Source organism: Lysinibacillus contaminans, assembly GCF_001278945.1.
GTDB classification, from domain to species: domain Bacteria; phylum Bacillota; class Bacilli; order Bacillales_A; family Planococcaceae; genus Lysinibacillus; species Lysinibacillus contaminans.
This window is the reverse complement of record NZ_LGRV01000008.1, coordinates 38,069-58,537: the sequence shown is the minus strand read 5'-3', so window position 1 is coordinate 58,537 and position 20,469 is coordinate 38,069. Positions and strand designations below refer to the sequence as shown.

General features: G+C 32.3%; 22 protein-coding genes. 2 read left to right on the top strand and 20 right to left on the bottom strand.

The window, feature by feature from the left end:
* Window positions 1-99 precede the first annotated feature (99 nt).
* The 13 genes from ltrA to AEA09_RS18815 all read right to left on the bottom strand — a co-directional run bounded on the left by ltrA (window position 100) and on the right by AEA09_RS18815 (window position 13,114).
* Entirely contained in the window at window positions 100-1,917 is a 1,818-nt protein-coding gene (gene ltrA, locus AEA09_RS18885) for a group II intron reverse transcriptase/maturase (RefSeq protein ID WP_483806700.1), read from the bottom strand.
* A 791-nt stretch (window positions 1,918-2,708) separates the two neighbouring features.
* Window positions 2,709-3,902 (bottom strand): ABC transporter permease, encoded by a 1,194-nt coding sequence (locus AEA09_RS18880; RefSeq protein WP_053585517.1) that lies wholly within the window; start codon window positions 3,900-3,902, stop codon window positions 2,709-2,711.
* A gap of 1,079 nt (window positions 3,903-4,981) precedes the next feature.
* Entirely contained in the window at window positions 4,982-5,320 is a 339-nt protein-coding gene (locus AEA09_RS18870; protein WP_053585515.1) for a hypothetical protein, read from the bottom strand.
* 619 nt (window positions 5,321-5,939) lie between these two features.
* Window positions 5,940-6,374 (bottom strand): YxiJ family protein, encoded by a 435-nt coding sequence (locus AEA09_RS18860; protein ID WP_053585513.1) that lies wholly within the window; start codon window positions 6,372-6,374, stop codon window positions 5,940-5,942.
* A 370-nt stretch (window positions 6,375-6,744) separates the two neighbouring features.
* Window positions 6,745-7,761 (bottom strand): anti sigma factor C-terminal domain-containing protein, encoded by a 1,017-nt coding sequence (locus AEA09_RS18855; RefSeq protein ID WP_053585512.1) that lies wholly within the window; start codon window positions 7,759-7,761, stop codon window positions 6,745-6,747.
* Window positions 7,748-8,254 carry an RNA polymerase sigma factor gene (locus tag AEA09_RS18850; RefSeq protein WP_053585511.1) on the bottom strand — a complete coding sequence of 169 codons (507 nt, stop codon included), beginning with the start codon at window positions 8,252-8,254 and terminating at the stop codon, window positions 7,748-7,750. Before AEA09_RS18850 ends, AEA09_RS18855 begins: the two co-directional genes overlap by 14 nt.
* Window positions 8,255-8,710: 456 nt before the next feature.
* Window positions 8,711-9,016: a MafI2 family immunity protein gene (locus tag AEA09_RS18845; protein WP_053585510.1), complete on the bottom strand. Its 306-nt coding sequence runs from the start codon at window positions 9,014-9,016 to the stop codon at window positions 8,711-8,713.
* 184 nt (window positions 9,017-9,200) lie between these two features.
* Window positions 9,201-9,392, bottom strand: a complete 192-nt coding sequence (locus AEA09_RS18840) for a hypothetical protein (RefSeq protein WP_053585509.1) — start codon at window positions 9,390-9,392, stop codon at window positions 9,201-9,203.
* Window positions 9,393-9,586: 194 nt separating this feature from the next.
* Complete coding sequence (locus AEA09_RS18835; RefSeq protein ID WP_245622911.1) at window positions 9,587-10,057, bottom strand: DMP19 family protein; 471 nt, start codon at window positions 10,055-10,057, stop codon at window positions 9,587-9,589.
* 147 nt (window positions 10,058-10,204) lie between these two features.
* A complete protein-coding gene (locus AEA09_RS18830; protein ID WP_053585508.1) occupies window positions 10,205-10,705 on the bottom strand; it encodes a hypothetical protein in 501 nt (166 codons plus the stop codon).
* A gap of 315 nt (window positions 10,706-11,020) precedes the next feature.
* Window positions 11,021-11,794: a DUF4097 family beta strand repeat-containing protein gene (locus tag AEA09_RS18825; protein WP_053585507.1), complete on the bottom strand. Its 774-nt coding sequence runs from the start codon at window positions 11,792-11,794 to the stop codon at window positions 11,021-11,023.
* 174 nt (window positions 11,795-11,968) lie between these two features.
* Window positions 11,969-12,382, bottom strand: a complete 414-nt coding sequence (locus AEA09_RS18820; protein ID WP_053585506.1) for a MarR family winged helix-turn-helix transcriptional regulator — start codon at window positions 12,380-12,382, stop codon at window positions 11,969-11,971.
* A gap of 315 nt (window positions 12,383-12,697) precedes the next feature.
* On the bottom strand, window positions 12,698-13,114 hold the full coding sequence (locus AEA09_RS18815; protein WP_053585505.1) for a hypothetical protein: 417 nt from the start codon (window positions 13,112-13,114) through the stop codon (window positions 12,698-12,700).
* Window positions 13,115-13,497: 383 nt separating this feature from the next.
* Here AEA09_RS18815 and AEA09_RS18810 point away from each other — a divergent pair, with 383 nt between their 5' ends.
* Window positions 13,498-13,932, top strand: a complete 435-nt coding sequence (locus AEA09_RS18810; protein WP_053585504.1) for a hypothetical protein — start codon at window positions 13,498-13,500, stop codon at window positions 13,930-13,932.
* Between the two features lie 215 nt (window positions 13,933-14,147).
* Here the strand turns inward: AEA09_RS18810 and AEA09_RS20145 are convergent, their stop codons facing one another.
* From AEA09_RS20145 to AEA09_RS18780, 6 genes are all read right to left on the bottom strand, one after another.
* Window positions 14,148-14,321: a hypothetical protein gene (locus AEA09_RS20145; protein ID WP_169778100.1), complete on the bottom strand. Its 174-nt coding sequence runs from the start codon at window positions 14,319-14,321 to the stop codon at window positions 14,148-14,150.
* Window positions 14,322-14,425: 104 nt separating this feature from the next.
* Window positions 14,426-14,878, bottom strand: coding sequence for a hypothetical protein (locus AEA09_RS18805; RefSeq protein ID WP_053585503.1), 453 nt, complete (start codon window positions 14,876-14,878; stop codon window positions 14,426-14,428).
* Window positions 14,879-15,077: 199 nt separating this feature from the next.
* Entirely contained in the window at window positions 15,078-15,551 is a 474-nt protein-coding gene (locus AEA09_RS18800; protein WP_053585502.1) for a hypothetical protein, read from the bottom strand.
* Between the two features lie 177 nt (window positions 15,552-15,728).
* Window positions 15,729-16,163 (bottom strand): YxiJ family protein, encoded by a 435-nt coding sequence (locus AEA09_RS18795; RefSeq protein ID WP_053585501.1) that lies wholly within the window; start codon window positions 16,161-16,163, stop codon window positions 15,729-15,731.
* A 69-nt stretch (window positions 16,164-16,232) separates the two neighbouring features.
* Window positions 16,233-16,550, bottom strand: coding sequence for a DUF3784 domain-containing protein (locus tag AEA09_RS18790; protein WP_053585500.1), 318 nt, complete (start codon window positions 16,548-16,550; stop codon window positions 16,233-16,235).
* A gap of 791 nt (window positions 16,551-17,341) precedes the next feature.
* Window positions 17,342-17,746 (bottom strand): DUF6188 family protein, encoded by a 405-nt coding sequence (locus AEA09_RS18780; protein WP_245622910.1) that lies wholly within the window; start codon window positions 17,744-17,746, stop codon window positions 17,342-17,344.
* A 240-nt stretch (window positions 17,747-17,986) separates the two neighbouring features.
* On the opposite strand from AEA09_RS18780, the gene AEA09_RS18775 reads away from it, so the two are divergent.
* Window positions 17,987-19,111 (top strand): serine hydrolase, encoded by a 1,125-nt coding sequence (locus AEA09_RS18775; protein WP_053585498.1) that lies wholly within the window; start codon window positions 17,987-17,989, stop codon window positions 19,109-19,111.
* A 645-nt stretch (window positions 19,112-19,756) separates the two neighbouring features.
* Here the strand turns inward: AEA09_RS18775 and AEA09_RS18770 are convergent.
* Entirely contained in the window at window positions 19,757-20,323 is a 567-nt protein-coding gene (locus AEA09_RS18770; RefSeq protein ID WP_053585497.1) for a helix-turn-helix transcriptional regulator, read from the bottom strand.
* Between the last annotated feature and the right edge of the window lie 146 nt (window positions 20,324-20,469).

Genomic DNA, 20,469 nt, shown 5'->3' with positions numbered 1-20,469 from the left:
CTNCACTTCACACCGTACGTGCGAGTTTCCCAGCATACGGCGCTCCAACTAATCCAATTCATTCAGTATTTTTATGTATATGCAAGATGAAATGTAGAATCAGATAGCTTCGTTCAGACATTGCTCACGCAAATCATTTACCTTTTTAAGTTGTTTTTCATTTAACTTAAGCACGTTTAAAAGCACTTGTATTTTCTCTTGATTTTTCATATGAATGAGACGATGAACAGATTGGCGCAATATCATTAGATTTCCGTATGAATCGTCTTGTGTGAGATGGAACGGTGTTTTATGATGACAGTGCCAATCGCCCTGGTCTAATTCAATTCCTGTAATGGCACATTTCCCGTATTGCGCAATAAATCGGCTAATCCGATTATCATTGTATTCGATGGAACGACTTGGTATATATTGTTTCATCACATAAGCAAGTGTTTGTTTATTAATCGACCGCAAACTTTGGTGGACTTTATTTCTACCTACGGTAGTGTAGTTACAGATTGATTGAGAAAAATTAAGATTCACCTTACAACGTTGGGCATGGATTGGGACAAGTACCATTCCTTTTATTTTATAAAGTTTACATTCATAACCCTTGTACCGTTTCCGTAAGGTTTTTGTGAGTTCCTGAAACGTTGCTTCTTTCCTCATTTCGTTTAAACGATTGAATAACGCTTTATTAAGACGACCGCTCAGCTTATTTAAGTCTAATGTGATGTGCGATGCTGCGGAATAATAATTCTGTATTCCCATTATTACCGTATTGAATCGCCAAACATTTTCAGGTGATTGGTGTTTCTGAATTACCTTTATTGCTTGTTTAAGATTTATCTGTGCATTATCGAGTGACTTTTTGGTCATATGTGATCGTGCAACGTAAAGAGTTCTTTTATTCGTCTGCTTCCGATGTGCCTTAAGACGAAATCCTAAAAACTCTGATGAGTTTTTCTTTAAGTTGACCACTTTTGATTTTTCCTCACTAATTTCAAGGTGAAGCCTTGTTTGAAGAAAATCTTTCACTGCATAATGCATTTTTATCGCTTGCGATCGAGTGCGACAAAGAATTTTAAAATCATCTGCGTATCTTACAATATAGCAGTGTTTCAAGTTCGATTTTTTCAATGCATTGTATCTGCCAGCATACGATTTATATGGTTTTCGTGTTTCTAGACTTTCCCATTGTTTACTAACCCACCAATCTAATTCATTTAATACAATGTTAGATAACAGGGGCGATAATATACCCCCTTGGGGGGTGCCTTTGGTTGGGAATCCTTCCCCTATAATTTCAGCTTTTAGAAGACGCGAGATAATAGAGAGCAGTGCCTTATCACGAATACCAAGCGACCACATTTGTTTTAATAGTTTGGCATGATTTACATTGTCAAAGAACCCTTTAATATCGACGTCTACACAGTGATATAAACACGCCCGATTAATGAGCGTCTCGAACCTAGCTTTTGCATGATGTGTACTGCGATTCGGCCTAAAACCATAGCTGTGTTTGTAAAACTTTGCTTCACAAATTGGCTCAAGCACTTGAAGAATACACTGTTGGAATAATCTATCCCAAATGGTCGGAATCCCTAATGGACGTGTTTTCCCATTTGCCTTCGGGATAAAAACCCGACGAACGGCTTTGGGTGTATAACGTTCAAACATCCTTTGTATCGTTGATACAGCTTCCACTACGGACAATTGACTTATATCCTCAATCGTTAATTCATCATATCCAGCCGTTCTACTGCCGGTATTTCGTTTAATATTACGATAAGCTAATCGAATGTTTTCATCGGATTGCATTAAATCGAGTAATCCATAAAAATTTTGACCATCAGCACTTTGAGCGTATAAAGAATCAAAATGATATTGCATATCATAATACTCGTTGTGCCTCAGTTTCTTTCGTTTTAACAAGTCGGTGGCTCCTTCGGAGCTGAACCTCTATTAGTCTTACAAGAACCTTATTAATCGTTGAAGAACTGTCTTGCATGGTTGAATGAATCTTTTATTAGTCTAGTGGCTATCCCTCCACGTTCATTACACGCTTCAACGGTACTGTGCCACCACTTTCCCTGATATGAAGGAAAGTTATATAGTCGCTATTCTCACGCCTATTTTCCTTTCCAACGCTTCATCGGGAATAAGCCCTCCACGTTATCAGCTTACAACGTTGAATTATATCTATTATGGAACAAACTTAGGTGCCTCCTATGAGCCTGTTAGCATTGCATGTGCCTGTAACACAAGATGGATTTTTATATAGTTGATTCTTACTCATCCACAGCTAACCCTACATCTGGTAGTAAATACATTTCTATATAACGCGCGTCTAGACCCGTACATTCAGAGGTTCGCCAGCAATACAGTATCTTATTGTATTTACATTGCATTCTCACCATATCTGTTCAACCCAAGCATCATGATTTACACCACCCCATCGGGTAGGCTTTCGTCAGCCGGACTGTTACGGTAAATTCTCACGCCTATTAGCCGAGCTTATAACACGCTTTTTCTTACTAATCTGCGTGCTACTCGACGCAGGGGAAGCCTTTCAGAGAGTTACCTCCTCATTCGACTTCTCGATATAACCCTTCAGTTTTAGGAGACCTAAAACTGCCTGACCTTTACCGAAATTGTGTGACCACATTTCATTTGAACCAGGAACGTTTCGCACCAACAATCGCACCCGTTAGTTTAATACCATGCTATTCTTTTAAGACACTTCCTGAGATATTGACTCTCTTTGATATAAAGAAATATACAAATATATATACAAATAAACTTCCAATTACAAGATAGTATATTTTAGCAGTAGAGGTATGAATGAACATAGCGAAATACAGAATGAAAAATTGTGCATATAATACAAACAGGACAAACTTTAAGAAGGAATCATTCCTCTGTGATTCAGAAATAGGATAGATTAATGCACTTTGTTTAATTTCATGTTGTAAAGGAATTAATTGAAATCCAGTCATAAATAAAATGAGGAGATTAAAGATCCAACCATTTGTTGGCATAGCATAACTAACTAACATGCCAATTACAGTTAGTCTTAAATAAAGGTAAAAGTAATCATTATATCTTACAAACAAGTGTGAGTATAAATATACGAATGTACTACTCTGACTATATGGGATACACCTTTTCAAAATCATAGTGAGCAAACGTCTATTTCGAAAAGAACGTTTAAGATTAGGTACATCCATGAAGAAATTAATAAATTTAAAATTCTTTAATAAGGCACTTTCTTCTTCCTCTATTAGCCACTGCCAATTCAAAATTCTATTTTTTTCTATAAAATAAATTAAATAAACGAAATTTACAATCATTAAAACAAACGCAAAAATCCAGTCATTTTTAAACAAATAATAACACATTAAATATATTGAAAAAAACCTATTTAACCTATGTAACACAAATTGTACATGGTTCTCTAACCATTGTTCATCCCACTTCATTAAAATGTTATGAGCAACAATCCCAACTATAAAAAATAGGATGGAAAAATCTAAATAAATTGTTTTTAAAAATAGAGATAAGAAAACAGTAATGAAACTAAGTAATTTAATAACATCAATTACAAAACTATATACAAGTGATTTAATAAAATACGGCTTTAATTTCCATTCTAATGGCAACAAAAAGACTATATCTGCTCTTTTAATAAAAGTACGAACTTTTGTCTGTATTAAAATGAAGGTTACAAATAGTGATAGGATTCCTTCAACTGGGATTTGAGGAGGTATCCATTGAAGAAATAAATTAAAATAATATATAAAGATACTACCAATGATTAGAAAAAAATAAACAACATTCGCACCAATTATTGAATAGTATCTGAACATTTTTCTATAAAATTCCTGAACCCTTAAACCCCATAATGATTTTATATCCATTAGTACACCATACTTTCATTGAATACTAACTTAATGGCACTATTGTATATTTCAATTAGCTTTTTTCTTTTTTTACAATTGCCATTGCCTTAATTGCTCCAATACCTACTTATGACTGAATATTCTCCATTCCAATTGTATATCCCTTCTTTCACTATACTGTCACGTTAGTTTGAGTAAAGATCTTCTCAATATCTTCTTTCTTACCAATTTTTCTTTAAAGTGATGTTCCACAATCTGGCCCGATTGTTGAGTAAAGAAAAGTCCCCAAAGCGTCATTAGGGAACATAACAATCATTAGCAGCCAAAATAACCCTCTCATTCAATTGAATGCGAAAAGTCCAATATTAAATAGAACCCTTGGCAACTCTTATTGGAGTAACCAAAGGCTCAAAAGTCTGCAAGCTCGTTATGAAATCCTGCGTTATTCATCTTAATTGAACCGCCGTATACGGATCCATACGTACGGTGGTGTGAGAGGACGGAGGTTAATCGCCTCCTCTTACTCGATTATTTCCTGGAATTATATGAAAAACATGTTCTTTGTATATCCATTATTTTCTTTTTTATATAATGATAATATATATATTGAAGAGAGATGTAAAATAATAAAGGAAGTGATATTTTGAGAAAAACACATATTTTTAATATTATTGCAGGTCTTTTTATTATCCCAATTATGATTTATCACCATACTGAAAGTACCAATAATTTAGCTTATTATTTAATAGCGTCTTACGTACTTTTTTTTATTCTTTCAATATTCGAGAAAACTAGATTCTTTGGTGTTACATTAAATATACTTTTATTAGTGTTATCTCTATTTTCGCTAATAGGTTCTCTTTTATTTGCTCCATAAATATATCTAAATGAGTTAATTTCATAAGAAAAGGATAAGCCTTCAGCGTCTCAGAGTGTTATTTTCTATAAAAAACAGCGACAAACACTGATTTAACAGTGTTTGTCGCTGTTTGAAATGTTACCAAGCTTTAATTTGGGAACGTTATTTGGTTTATTTATGTATACGTAATAAATCCTTGTTGCACTAAAGCACCCGTTAATAAGGTAAACGAAACTTTTTAATTGAGCGGTCCATACAAATCAATAAAATCCCCCGTATGGGCATCTATAACAACTGTGGGTTCAATACCATTATATTTTACTGTTACTTCCCACTGTTTTCTGTTTGTTAATTCATTCAAGAATCCATTCTTTTGATTTAGAAACGTACTAATATTTTCTATTGGGATTTCCTTAAGAACAACATAAGAAATTGACTTTCTCGACTCTTTAGGTGGATTTTGTAAATGTTTTTCTATACTGATTATCGCTTCTTCTGTACTCATTATTGGCGACTTATATTGGTATAAAATAATCATTACCATAATAACAAATAACCCTAATAATATCTTTTTCAAATGGATACCTCCTTCTATAATTATTCATTTAAAGTTAATTAACTCTTTCTTCAGCTAAACTGCGTCGTTAGCTGAAGTATACCCTCCCAAAGCGAGGTTTGGGGACGTTTTGAAATGCTTGTTACACTAAAGCCTCCGTTAGCTTAATAAGAAACTTCCCTCTTTTTATATTTTGACAGAAACATAATCCACCAAATAATTAAATATAAGAAACCTGTGATTACATAAATAGACCAGGGAGAACCTTGATGTAAATGAGTAACTAAATGTTCAAACTCATCCACTCCTTTCTCTCTCCCGATGCTGTTTGTAATAACGATTATTGGAATAGTCATTGTAAGAACTATGGTAATAATAGATGGAATTATCATTTTCTTTCGAATAACACTAAATATTGCAGTTCCCAATGTCGCTATAATAAATAAGTAATAAATTATCCAAAACCAATCAGGAAGAGTCTCCCAATACATTTTTTCACCTCGTTAAATTTTTAAGTAAAGTACTACACTACATTGAAGAAAAAATGCAACCAAAGCGTGGTTTGGAAAGCTTTCCTTGTAGAGTCACCAAAGTCTTATTTGGGAACGTTTTATTGAATTTTGTTGTATAAATTTCAAGTTCATTTCTCAAAAGTCAGATTTATTTTTGTGTAAAGACTCTGTCGTTTTAATGGATAATGGTTATTTGACAACAGCTGCAATAACAAATTTCGTACTTGCTCATAAGATTTATATTTCTGAAAGAAATGATTATAGTTTGCTATTTGGTCTTCAAAAAATTCATATTGATTATAGTATTCAAAAAAAGACTTATATAGCATTTCAATTTGTCCTTGTGGAATTTGATTTGTCATATCATCTAAAACATAACTTAATGTTCCTGCTATGTTCACACAGTAGTAACGAAAATCTTCATCGAAATCCACCTCATTGTCCAACTCATCGGATAAATTCAAAAATTCTGTTCGAAAATCTTCACATATTTTATTAATATCTCTAGTAGGAAATGGATGTCTTAATTCAATTTCAGTTAATTGTTTTAAAATAGCGTTCATATTTTCTCCCTTATACGTGTGTCATTTATCTATTTTATCAAATTTGTTTAGTAGACTAGCACAAACTTTCCCAAAGCGTCCTTTGGCAAAATTTCATTGAGAGTCTATTTATATGTTACAGCCATTCTGAACAAGTGAATCGAACAGTCCTCTTTAAAATAATTTCTCACAGCGTCTCAGAGCGTTATTTTATAATAAAAACAGCGACATACACTGATTTAACAGTGTTTGTCGCTGTTTGAAATGTTACCAGGCTTGTATTTGGGAACGTTATTTAGATTCGTTTTGCATACTTTATAAGTTTTTAATGAACTAAGATAATAATGAATTTAATAAGGATAGGGACGTTTCTTCGTTCCTATCCAAATTTTTAGTACTTATCCGTAATTACTCCAATCGTTGAAGCTTTAATAAAAGGAGGATTATTTAATTGTGATAAGGTTTGTGCATCTCCTGTGACAACTGCGCCATAATATTGCAAGTCATCCGCAGTTAATTGACCGTCTGCACCACTAAGAGTCTCATATAAGCGTTTAAATTCTCCTTGCCTGAAGGCTTTGAATTGTTGATTTGCCTCAATCGCTCCAATAAAGTGAAGAACGGGCTCTTCTTTTTTATCCCCATTTTCATCGAGCAGCGAAATACCATAGACAAAGTGTTCTGAACGAAGTAAATTGCCTAATACATTTATTTCACCATTTTCAGCTACATATTTATATTGAAAATCATCTGTGTCTTCATTAACATCATCCACCCAAAGCCAAGTGAGTGTTACATTATTTGAAATCATTGATTGCACCTCGTCAAATGTATAGCCCTGATCAAAAGATAGGGCGACTTCCATTATTTTGTCCTCCCCAATATCATCAAGCAATGCTAAATCATTACGATATGTTTTATATTGCAAAAACGGATAGAAAAACACCATTTCTCGTTGTCCTAATTCGTTATAGTGCTGATTTTGTAAATCTCCTTCATGCAAAGTTGGACCAACTAGAATTGGAGATGTAATATCTACCCGATTTAAATTTTCATCACGGAAAAGTCCATATCCAAATCTTTCTTGACCTGTATAAACAACTTTTCCTTCAATGATTTTATAAGTTGTGTAACGATTTTCTCCCCCTAAAAATCCTTGATAACGTTCCAGTTTTCCCATAAATTCATTCGGTGCAGATATTTCATAAAATCCATTAGCAGAAAATTGAACAGGGGTTTCCAATTTATGTGTAATAAACCGATTTAAAATGGAACCTACAATGATGACAACGATTAGAACGATACTGGAAATAATAACCATTTTCCGGTTTGCCTGCCACTTTGCTTTTCTTATCGTTTTTTCCATTTTATTAACATCGAAAAGATCATCTATTTTATCGTTGCTCATATCCTTTTTCCTCCCAAATCTTTTTAAAACTTTTTCGCGCACGTTGTAAATACGTCTTTACTTGTGTTTCTTTCGCATCTAAAATCTCACTGATTTCTTTATACGACAGTTCCATGTAATACTTCAAAATGAGTAGCTGCTGAAATGTTGGCTGAAGTACATGCAACACTTCTTCCAATTCTCTTGCTTTCTCTTTCGTTAATATATTGCTCTCTACATGTTCAAACACTGGCAATAAACGTTCTAAATCTACCTCGCTTAACGTAACCACGGATGTATTTTTGTTATAAAGAGAATAGTAGCGATTAATTGCCACTTTAAACATCCATGCCCGCATTTTCTCAGGTTCAATTTGTTGGAGGCATTCAATAGTTTTCATGATTGTTTCTTGTGTAATATCTTCTGCATCTTCTCTCGTTGCTCCAATTTTAATTAGATATTTAAATACAATTTTTGCATGCTCAAGGAGTATTTGCTCCCATATATTATTCAAAACTTCACCAACTTTTGGATATCCTTTTTTAGTTCGTAGTGATCACTCACCTATATAACAATTGTAAAACAAAAATGTATACAAATTTTTTCAAAATTTTCCTAGAAATAAAAAACATTTAATCATATGAAGTTGACATATGACTAAATGTTTTTTCAAGATAATGGTCCAATTGTAGAGGAAATGAAAACGATCCCAAAGTGCCCTTTGGTAACCTTTCATTGAGATTCTATTTATATGTTACCGCCATTCAGAACAAGTGGATCGAACAGTCTTCTTTAAAATTATTTTCCGCAGCGTCTCAGCGTGTTATTTTCTATAAAAAAACAGCGACAAACACCGTTAAATCGGTGTTTGTCGCTGTTTGAAATATTACCAAGCTTTCATTTGGGAACATTATTAGGTTTATTTATGTATACATTATAAATCCTTGTTTCACTAAAGCACACCGTTAGCTTAATAAGAATCATCTTGCTCCCATCTTAAAAAAGCCCAAAATTGTAACATTTCCATTTTTAAAGGGCGACTATGATTAAAATATTCCTCTTTAACATCCTTAATTGTTGGAAAATCAGCTATTACTTCTGTACAGGCAACGCTTAATATTTCTTTTTCTTCCTCAGTTGGTTCACCGTCAAAATAACCTTTCCAATACAATGTTTCGTTTTCTAATTTTACAGTTAACCCTCTTAATTTGTTTGGTATTGCGCCTAAAAGGGAGTAATGAGAACTAATAATCAAATCATTCATAGTTGGAACCATAATAAACACCTCTATTTAACGATTATCCTCAATAAATTATAGCACTTCTTCTTCAACTATCCTGCGCCGTAGTTGAATTTAAGAAAAGCCCCCAAAGCGAGGTTTGGGTAGGTTTTATGAACTAACTGAAAAAAGCAAAAAGGTCACTCGGTTAGAAGTGACCCTTTTTATAAAATGCAAAGGACTACTTGAACTTTTGAGGGTTTTTAACTTTCATTGAGGCTACTTCTCTGCAGTTCTTACAAATAGTCAAAATTAGTGGCGAATTAGAAAAAAAGGCGTCTACTGGTCTTACATTTGCATAAGCTCCACCTAATTCACCTTGGGCAAAGACATCACTACCACATGATTTACAAACTAATTTGTCAGTCTCCATATAACCACCTCTTTATGAAATATATGTAAATTTTATCATAAAAACGCCGTAGCGTCTTTATACGTTACAAACCCCCTCATTCAATTGAATGGGGGGTATTCCTTAACTTTCATTTGGGAACGTTTATTGAGTTTATTTTGTATACGTTATAAACCCTTGTTTCACTAAAACCTTAGATAGTTGAATAAGAATGATTAATCTTCAACTACTTCAATCAAGTCCGTATAGATAGAAACAAAATATGTATCTAATAACTCTCTCAACTCATCATTAAGCTTGTAATACTCATCGGTCGCTTTTTTAATGACATTATAAAATTCATCTTCATGAATTTCATCATTTTCTAGGGCAATGTACAAGTTCCACATCTCTTTACAATACTTTTTCTCAATCAACGCATAATTGTGAGCACCTATTTCCTCAAGGGTTCCGATTAGTTTATTCAAGTAATCATCTATTCCCATTTCTTTAATATGTTGCCCAAACCACCTAAATAAGCTTTCGTGCCCCCCACTTTCAAGTTCACAATAGTATTGATAGACAATGATTGCTTTATTTAAGATGTTATCTTCCGATGTTGAATCATACGCACTTAAAACATCTGTAACAGCGTTTGAGATATCTGCCTTGCTCATTAAATCTTTTCTTTTCATTTTTGGTTTCACAGAATTTCCTCCAATTCATCTATACCTCTTGTTTAACTAAACTGCGCCGTTAAGTGAAAAAATGCACCCAAAGCGTGGTTTGGAAAGCCTTCCTCGTAGAGTCACCAAAGTCTTATTTGAGAACGTTATTTGTATATATAGTCATATCTAAACCCATTTTTCTTCATCTTCTACAAATCGAGAGTTCTGTAAGTCATATGAACGCGTTTCATCATGGAAGCCGAAATATGCAGGTAAATTGAAAGCTTTACCACCTGCTTTATCCCAACATTCAGCGAACCACTCGGTGAAAATTTGTTGCTCCTTCATTACCAATTTTTCATCGTTTTGTTCATAGAAATCAAAAAAATCATTCAGTTGATTATGTTGTAAATGATGATATGGAATATTAGAAAGCAATTCAACACTACCTGCAAAACTGTCAGGCGTAATATCTTCGCCAAACACCTCATTTGCATCTTTATCCATTGAAAACATCATGATAGACATCTCAAATTTTGTAGGGTCTGTAAATGTAGAAAAGTCCACTAAATCTACAGCAGCATCAAATTTATAAAAAATCATTTTCTGTAGTTCCTCTACCGCAATATCAGTGTGTTTTTCTAAATTAGATTTTATTGAAGTAATATAATTATCGATTGAAAACATGAATAAAAACCTCCTGAAAATAAAAAACATTAAACCTAATAATAACAGATTACCTTAAAAAATATTTATCTTGATAGAAAACGAGCATCATTAGGGAACATAGCAATTATTAGCAGCCAAAATACCCCCCTCATTCAATTGAACGGGGGGGTATTCTCTAACTTTCATTTTGGAACGTTATTTGCATTTATTTTGTATACATTATTAGTTCTTGTTGCACTAAAGCCCTCGGTTTGTTGAACAAGACAGCTGCTTTTGTGCAACAGCCCATGTTTAACTTATCCGTTGTTGCATTAGTATTAGCGGCTTAAAGTATTATTCTAATTCTATATTTCCTACTGAAACAGATATATTTAGTCTTGCTTCATTTTTATTTGCATTATGGAGTAGTTCTTTCCCTGGGCCTTTATTTTTGATATTTATTTTATGTGCCTTTGATGTAATTTTTCCGTTTTTTGTAGTGACGTTTAATCCTATACCATCAGTTCCATTAGGAATCTTGACTTTTACATTACCATTTGAAACTTTAATAGTATTTTCACCTTGAATTCTTTTGAGGACTACATTGTTCAAACCGCCTACTTGATTATTAATATTGATTTGTCCATCTACTTCTCCTAAATTTATAGAGCCACTCTTAGCTTCAACATTTAGAAACCCTCCTTGAAATCTGTTCACTTTGATCGTACCTATATCAGAAATAAGAGATAACCGATTAATTTCAGCAATATGACCAATATTAATATTGCCATTTTTTGTTTCTAAGTGAATTTCTTCTAAGAATTGAGGTGGAATGTTCAAAATTATGTTACCCTTGGTTCTTTTACCAGGTAAGAGTTTCTTCCAATTCTTATTATAAGTTAGTACATTAATTAACGCTTTGTCATTATCGTAAGTAATATCAATTTTCGGGCTTCCAAATTTGTTTTTTTGACCTTGGAAATCAACAAATAATTCTGAATGATTACTAATCAATTCAATATTGGCGAGATCTGCATTAACTGTAATACTGGTTACATGTTTTATGTTTGAATGGTATTCGAATTTACTCTTTACACTGTTTAATGATCCTATAACAAATAATGACATTATTATGCCCCCCACAATCCCTAATATAAGCTTCTTTCTCCCCATCACTCATCCTCACTTCTAATCACATAATATTTTAGTCGCTAAAATATTCAATAAATATAATATACAATCACTAAAATATTAAGTCAATATTTTCTGAAAAATAAAAAACAGATCTTTTTATGATCTGTTTCAAATGTTATTTTCAATATTTTTAAATAAGTGATTTATTTCCGATAAGGTACTTGTAATCGTGTCTAACTTTTTAATTGAAAATTTAGAAAATATTTCTTCAACTCTTTCTTCGCCTATTTTTGTTAGCGTAACTCGTACAACTCTACGATCGTCTTTTGTCCTTACTCTCTCAATATAATTCAATTTTTCAAGTTTATCGCACATATTAGATGCAGCGCCAGGTGTTAAGAGAAATGCATCTGAAATTTCGGTAATTTTTAAGAATCCAAATAATTTTAGTCTTAGTAACAGTAGGACCAAATTTTCAGAAATATCTTCATCATGAGTAAGTACTTTCATGAAGTTATTGGATTTAACTTGAATATTAAACATTTCTTCCATTAAAGCTTTTATAGACTCATCCTTATCCATCGTAAACATCCTCGCCTGTTAAAATATATATTAATTATATATTATAGTTAATCAAGTATATAATGTTATTGAAAAAAATGCACCCAAAGCGTCGTTTGGTAACATTTCATTGAGATTCTATTTATATGTTACCGCCATTCAGAACAAGTGAATCGAACAGTCCTCTTTAAAATAATTTCTCACAGCGTTTCAGAGCGTTATTTTCCAATAAAAACAGCGACAAACACTGATTTAACAGTGCTTGTCGCTGTTTGAAATGTTACCAAGCTTCCATTTGGGAACGTTATTTCATTTTAATATTCAAGATTATGCAATTTATTCTTGTTTAATTACTATATCAACTAATGACTCGGAGTGTTCACCATATTTTATTTCACAAGAAAATATCCCTTCCTCTAGGTCAGGAAAGTCCTCAAGGTCGGCTTCTAGTGTTAAATTCTCTATATTTACTTGAAGAAGATTTGAAGTTCCAAATCGTCCACCTATATCTTCTAAGAAAACAATTTCACATTGTCCACTTTTTGATTTTGCATTACCGTTGCCTATTTCAATGACATCAGGTAAGCATATAGAAACTCCGTAGAGCGAAAAAATAAATAAAATACTAAATGAAAATATAACTAACAAAAAATCTTTATGTTGTCTTTTGTTTTTCAAAAAATGAACTAGTAATGCTAAAGAAACTATTGCTGCTATTCCAAATGCACAAGTATTAAATATTAAATCATTCACTCTAATTCATCCTTTTATTTTAAAGTTCTTGAAAAGTCTATCATAAAAACCTTCCCAAAGCGTCCTTTGGCAACATTTCATTGAGATTCTATTTATATGTTACCGCCATTCAGAACAAGTGGATCGAACAGTCTTCTTTAAAATTATTTTTCGCAGCGTCTCAGCGTGTTATTTTCTATAAAAAACAGCGACAAACACTGATTTAACAGTGTTTGTCGCTGTTTGAATTGTTACCAAGCTTTAATTTGGGAACGTTTATTAGGTTTGTTTTGTATACTTTATAAATTCTTATTGCATTAAAGCACTCCGTCGAAGAATGCCAAACGTATTACCCTTAATTTTCTTTATTTTTACATTTATATTATAATTTACTAAAAGGAGTGATGTTTTTGAAAAAGATAATTGGATTAAGTTCTATTCTATTCGCTGGTATCACATTATCCGGATGTTCAAATATAATAGAAGATTCTTTAGATTCAAGTGATAAAGCCGATATTGAAATTGCTATTAAACGAGATACTGGAAACGGAAGTATTGAACTATTAACACCAAAGATTACAACAAAGGATAATCAATTAGAATTTATGACTGAGGGAATTGATGAAAATAAAGTGACCTATATTTTTGTTGCAAATAAAAAAGTATTTGAACAAAAAATAAAAAATGATGAATCCTACAAACTTAACATTTTGGATATAAAAGATGCTCATAGGACGGACTACAACCCAAAAGTTCAACTTTTTCAAACTATAGATGATACTGAAGATGGAGATATAGTAACTTTTAAACAAGTTAGATATAAAGTTAAAAAAGATTAATTTTATAGTTATTTAATTTCAATTTGATGAACAAAAGCAAACACCCCACTCACACTAGAATGGGGTGTATTGTTACCTAACTTTCATTTGGGAACGTTTATTATGATTGTTTTGTATAGCTTATAAGTCCTTGTTGCACTAAAGCGCCCGATTGCTTAGGAGAGTATTGGTACAAATAGAACGTCAAGAAAAATGTCTGCCGATATTAATGTGTATTAATGACCCATATTATCGTTATTACCACTAAGTGGTTCTACTACTTCTCCATCTTTATCTATTACAATACTGTCGGTTTCCTTATTAGCCTCGGTCAAAGACCCATAATAAGTAAAAACACCAAAAGTAATGATAGCTATCGTTGTTAATACTATAGAAATTCTCTTTTTCATAAAGTAGTCATCTCCCTACATATAAATTTATTTTGTTCGAATTTTAACATACACTTTTTTTCAATCTAATCCGATTAAAGCACAGCGCTTATTCAACAACTGCACTATTGAATCACAATGCGTCCCACATACTGAGCGTCTCCTTTAGAAGATTCTATATTGAAAACAACTGTATATTCACCTGTTTCATTAATTAATCTAAATGACTCTACCTCTTCAAGTTTTAGATTTATTTCACTATCATTTTCCAAAAGCGAAACATTAATTCGATTGGGTTCAAAATGACCATCTTCGATTAGGTATTGAACTTGTTGACCTGCCTTTAAGTAAATAGGCACTTGTTCTTTTGATAACGTTTGAATATCTTCAGTTTCTTTATTGTATTTTTTGTCATAGTCCCAATTAATGTTTGCTTCTGCTAGCGTTACATCTTGCGTATAATCGTCAGGGTGTGAAAGTGTAACTGTTGGGGGAGAATAATCATAGCTTTCCCCAATACATCCCGATAATAATATGACAATAAAAATCCCGCTAAACATTTTGAAAAAATGCTTCAAATAATCAACTCCTTTAAGACTATTATTACATTTACGAATTAAATTACAAAATGTCCCATCTTTTTTATAGATAAAACATAAACCTTCCCAAAGCGTGGTTTGGGGACATACTGACTTATAAGCAGCAAAAAAACAAACACCTCATTCAATTGAATGGGTGTATTATTCCCTAGCTTTGATTTTGGAACGTCTATCTCAATCAAAAAATGATACGTATGTATTCTTCACTCTTTAATTTCTCAAGATGATGTAATTCGATTTCTTCAATATTAATATGTCGTTTTTTCAATTTCCGATCATATTCACCTGCCCAAAAACGGATTAATTCAGCTTCTTGCCCTTTTTTAATAGATCGTTTCAAATAATTTAACAAATCATTTAAAAACACTGAACTCCAATTTCCCTCGATACAGTAAACATAAGTTTTATCGTTATAATCCTCTAAATCATAAGGTGGATTACTCCATTCAAATATATTTAACTGTCCAAAGGCTGATTCGTCTGGTGCGTGTAAAATCATTGAATCATCAGGCATTGAATGCCAGGGCTGTTCAGGTGTATCTACAGTAATCGGATATAATTTTTTTAATTCTTTTATTGTAATTTCTGCAATCCCAGTACAATCAATTGTTGGTAAAGGTTTATTGGCTACAAGTACAGAATATAAAGTCATTGGTTCTCTCCTTTGTTAAAACTATCACACGTTTTATTTGTAATAGTTTAATATGTTCGACAAACAGTCTACAATCCCTTTCAACATTATTCCCAAAGCGTAGTTTGCCTTCCTCGTAGAGTCACCAAAGTCTTATTTGGGAGCGTTTTATTGAATTTTGTTGTATAAATTTCAAGTTCATTTCTCAAAAGTCAGATTTATTTTTGTGTAAAGACTCTGTCGTTTTAATGGATAATGGTTATTTGACAACAGCTGTAATAACAATTTTCTTGCTTGCTCATGGGTTTTATATTCCTGAAAGAAATGATTATAGTTTGCTATCCGGTCTTCAAAAAATTCATATTTATTATAGTATTCAAAAAAAGACTTATATAACATGTCAATTTGTCCTTGTGGAATTTGATTTGTCTTATCTTCTAAAACATAACTTAATGTTCCTGCTATGTTCACACAGTAGAAACGAAAATCTTCATAGACATCCACCTCATCCTCATCGGATAAATTCAAAAATTCTGTTCGAAAATCTTCACATATTTTATTAATATCTCTAGTAGGAAATGGCTTTCTTAATTCAGCTTTAATTTCTTTTAATTGTTTTAAAATAGTGTTCATATTTTCTCCCTTATACGATTCTATTAAATTAAGGACTTCAATATATGAAGACCTCTTTCTCAATTATCATTAAACGTTCTTTTTGAATCTGTTTTTTGTATTGGTGTACACTAATGAAAAAATGAAAAGCGCTATAAATAAAATAAGACCAATAATAAATATAACTTGATTTTCTACCATCTCACTTAACGAAAACAAAAAAATGCTAAAGCTAATACCATACATAATTTTGCCCATAAACTTGCACAAAGCTATTTCATTGTATTTAGCTTTTTCACTGTCAGACATTGTATTATAACCCGTTAGTAATGATGCCCCTTTTCCTTGCGATAATGTGATAGCAAAAATCAAGAAAAGTATTGAGATAATAAGAGTAGCTACTACCAAAACAAGTCACCTCTTTTTCTATACGATTTTCTTGTCGGTAAGACAATCCAGATTTCCCATTCGGGAACGTTATTAGGTTCATTTATGTATGCGTTGTAAATCCTTGTTTCACTAAAGCCCTCGTTAGCTGAAGAAAGCTAACGATTTTTTTCTGAATTTTTAATGAATCTAATAATCCAATACAATAATATCCACGGTAGAATGAACTTTGTAACCCATTCAATAACAGGAGAAATTAAAATTCGTGCGTTTATGTCGATTAACTGAAGTAAAAGATTCAGTACAAACAATATCTCAATACCAACAATAGACTTTTCCGTTTATATACCTCATATAAACCTTATATTACCACGCTGCGAGTTAGTTGAAGAATCTATATTTCAGTTCCTTTTGAAAGTTTCTTTTTAATAACAAAGTAAGTTACTACACCTAAGCAAATGTATATAATCAACATATAACTTCCCAATAACATTGAGTCCTTAAATACAGTGGTTAGCGAATAAATACTTAATAATATATAGATTGTTAAAAATACATATCCCTTCTTTCTACTTTTCACAAAGACGGAAGTAAAAATAGCCAATATTAAACTGGAAAATATCAAATGACTTAAAATGAGCATTATATACATCAAAATATTAAACTCCATTAATCATCCCCCAATCTTCTACAAATAAAAGCAATTCCCTATTTTCAGCAAACCTGCTGCGTTAATTGAAGTATAACCTTCCCAAACCCTCGTTTGGGGGACTTTTTGAAATGCTTGTTGCACTAAGTCTAAATCTCTTTAATTAATCGCTGTAAGAGCCCCCTGGCAAAGTAAATAAATATAATCCCTTCTCGGTTCCCAATTGCCATCCTTCGTAATAAGAACTGTCGTGGAATAATTCAAGATAAATACCGTTTTCAAATTCCACAACTAAGTCAGATATTTGTTCGAAATGAAATATATTCACGATTCTCTTTCCCAGTAATATTTGTTCAGCATTTTTGTGTGAAAACTTTCCGGCTGAATGGCGAACATCGGAGTAACCAATCGCAACTTCATTATCACATCGTATTCTCCAAGGGCATTCAATTGTTAAAAAGCCTGATTCAAAAGCCATTCCAAAAACTATATTCTTTTCAGTATTTACTTCTTCAACCTTCTGACCAATAAAATAGCTGAATTCTACATTACTTAACTTTTTATGCATAACATCCTACCTAACTTTTAATTATTAACCTGCTACATTAGCTAAAGTATAACCTCCCCAAACCATCGTTTGATAAAATTATTTACCTTAACGTTGTAAATCCTCATTATTCTGACGCTATCCCATAATGAGTAATCCTTCCTTGCTGAATTAATTAAATTGAATTTGGAATATATACCTATTTTTGAAACTTTATTACTTATTAAACGTAAAATATTAATAATAGAGAGGGGGAGAAATTTGAAGAAATTACTTTTGATAATAGTAGGTATTGTAGTTCTATTTGTTTTAATAATAGGAATTTTGGCGTGGTCGTTCAAAAAGTATGTGAACAAGGAAGATCCTAACTACATTGTACAGTTTATAAAGGAAAATATTAGGAATGAAAATGTCTCGCTATCAATCAATTTTAATGGTCAAGAATGGGTAGAGGTTAACGAAAAAAAGAAACTACCTCTCGCCAGTACGGTTAAAATCATTGTGGCAATTGAATATGCTCAACAGGCAGCAGAAGGGAAGATTGACCCTGCACAAGAAATAAGTTTAGAGGAACTTAACACATTTTATGTACCTAAAACAGATGGTGGAGCACATGAAGCATGGATTGCCCAGTTGAATAAAGGTCAAGAGACAATTAATGTTCCCTTAAGTGAAGTTGCGAATGGCATGATTGCTTTTAGCTCAAACGCAAATACAGAATACTTAATGAATGTGCTAGGGTTTGAAAATATCAATCGAGTTCCAGAAAGTTTAGGTATTTCCAAGCACGATCCTTTGTATCCGATTGTAAGTGTGCTTTTCGTAACTAGTCAACTGATGAATGAGAAAAACCTAACACAAGAAGAGGCGCTAGAAGCATTAAAAAGCATGGACTTATCAGAATATCGTAATAGAGCAATGGAAATTCACAAAAAATGGCTCAGCCATCCACCAACGAACCAAGAAAAAGAGCAACTATTAAAAATGATGAGCATGGATTTCCAAAAAATTTGGTCTGATCGATTACCGGGTTCAACAACAGAAGACTATATATCAATTATGGAAAAACTAAATAGCAAAGAATACTATAATAAAAAAATCCATACATATTTGGATCCAGTAATGGAGCAGTTGATGAAAAATCCAGCTAATCAAGAATTTCTTGTTCATGTGGGGAGAAAGGGTGGATCGACTGCTTTTATTTTGACAAATACGATGTATGCCACAGATAAAGAAGGAAATAAAACTGAGCTTGCATTTTTCTCAAATGACTTAAACCGACTAGAGCAAGCGAAACTATCTCGAAATTTAAATGGTTTTCAACTGAAGTTTCTAACAAATGCGGAGTTTCGCACATATGTAAGAGAAGAATTGTCTAATTTATAATTGACCGTTGAATAGGATAGAGAATTCATATTAAAAACTTGAAAATATTTTGAGCGATAAAACCCGAGATAGTCTATCATTTCTGGGTTTTGTCTGTTAGACGAGGATATGGAATACTTAATTTAAATCAACTTTTCTAATATTGGTAAAAATGTAAAAAATATAAAAAGGTAGTCGGATTAAACGACTAGCTCTTTTCTTTATACAGGAATACGATTGCCTTTTTCATAGTAATAGGCGTGGATTTTCCCTACTGATGTTACAGCTGTGAAATAATGATTTTGAGTAGCCCAATATACATATGCAGTTAAGCGTTCAATCGTAAAAATTAGTCCACTAGTTAAAATGAATAACGACCCTAAAATTAGATTTGTTTTTTATCCAAAAGATCACTTCCTACTTCATTAGTTGAAGTATAACCTTCCCAAACCCTCGTTTGGGGAAATACTGTGCATATGCAGTCAAAATCACCCCCCCATTCAATTGAATGGGGGGCTAGATCTGCATTATAAGAATTTAAATTTAAATCCAATCTTTTACATATGCTAATAGTCCAAAAAAAGCACCGACACAAGTTCCCATAAAAACATAAAAAATGAGAGGCATATTTATCTGTTTCTTATTCATATTTATCTCCTTTATTTCTTAATTAAAGAAAGTTAAACTTAACCACGTTAATATTCCAGTGATTAGACCCGATGAAATAACCATCATAACCTTTATATATTTATTTTTTTTGCGCCCTTCTCCTTTTTCTTCGTCGGTTAACTGGCGTCCTTCCTGGAAAGCTAAAATCTCTTTATAAGTCTTCAAATTATGTTTCTTTTTGATATTCTCCACTTTAAAAGCTGAATAAATTGAGTAAGCTATTAAGACGAATGAAACTAGAAGCCCTTTTGTTCCAAACCAATTCATCATTGGTCCAATCGAAATCGCTCCTAGTAAACTAAAAGTTACCATTGAGATGGTCCATTTATTCATCTGAGCGCCTTGAAGTTCATTTCTCATCATTTCTACATCTCCTTTAACTAGATCGTCTAAAGAAACATTAAAAAGAACACTCATTAACAATAAATTGTGTATGTCTGGATAACTTCTTTCATTTTCCCAGTTAGAAATGGTTTGTCGAGAAACATATAGTTTCTGAGCTAATTCTTCTTGCGAAAACTGATCCCTGGTTCTGTATTTTTTGATTTGTTTGCTGAGGTTCATTTTAATCGCTCCTTCTGATTAGAGATTAGTTAAAAAATAGAGTATCAGCTATCAAAACTCTTTATAATTAAGGGTTTTTCGTATGTAAAAGTATTTTGTCATCTATATTTCAAAGAGAAAACTCCATATTACCACTAATTCTTTAG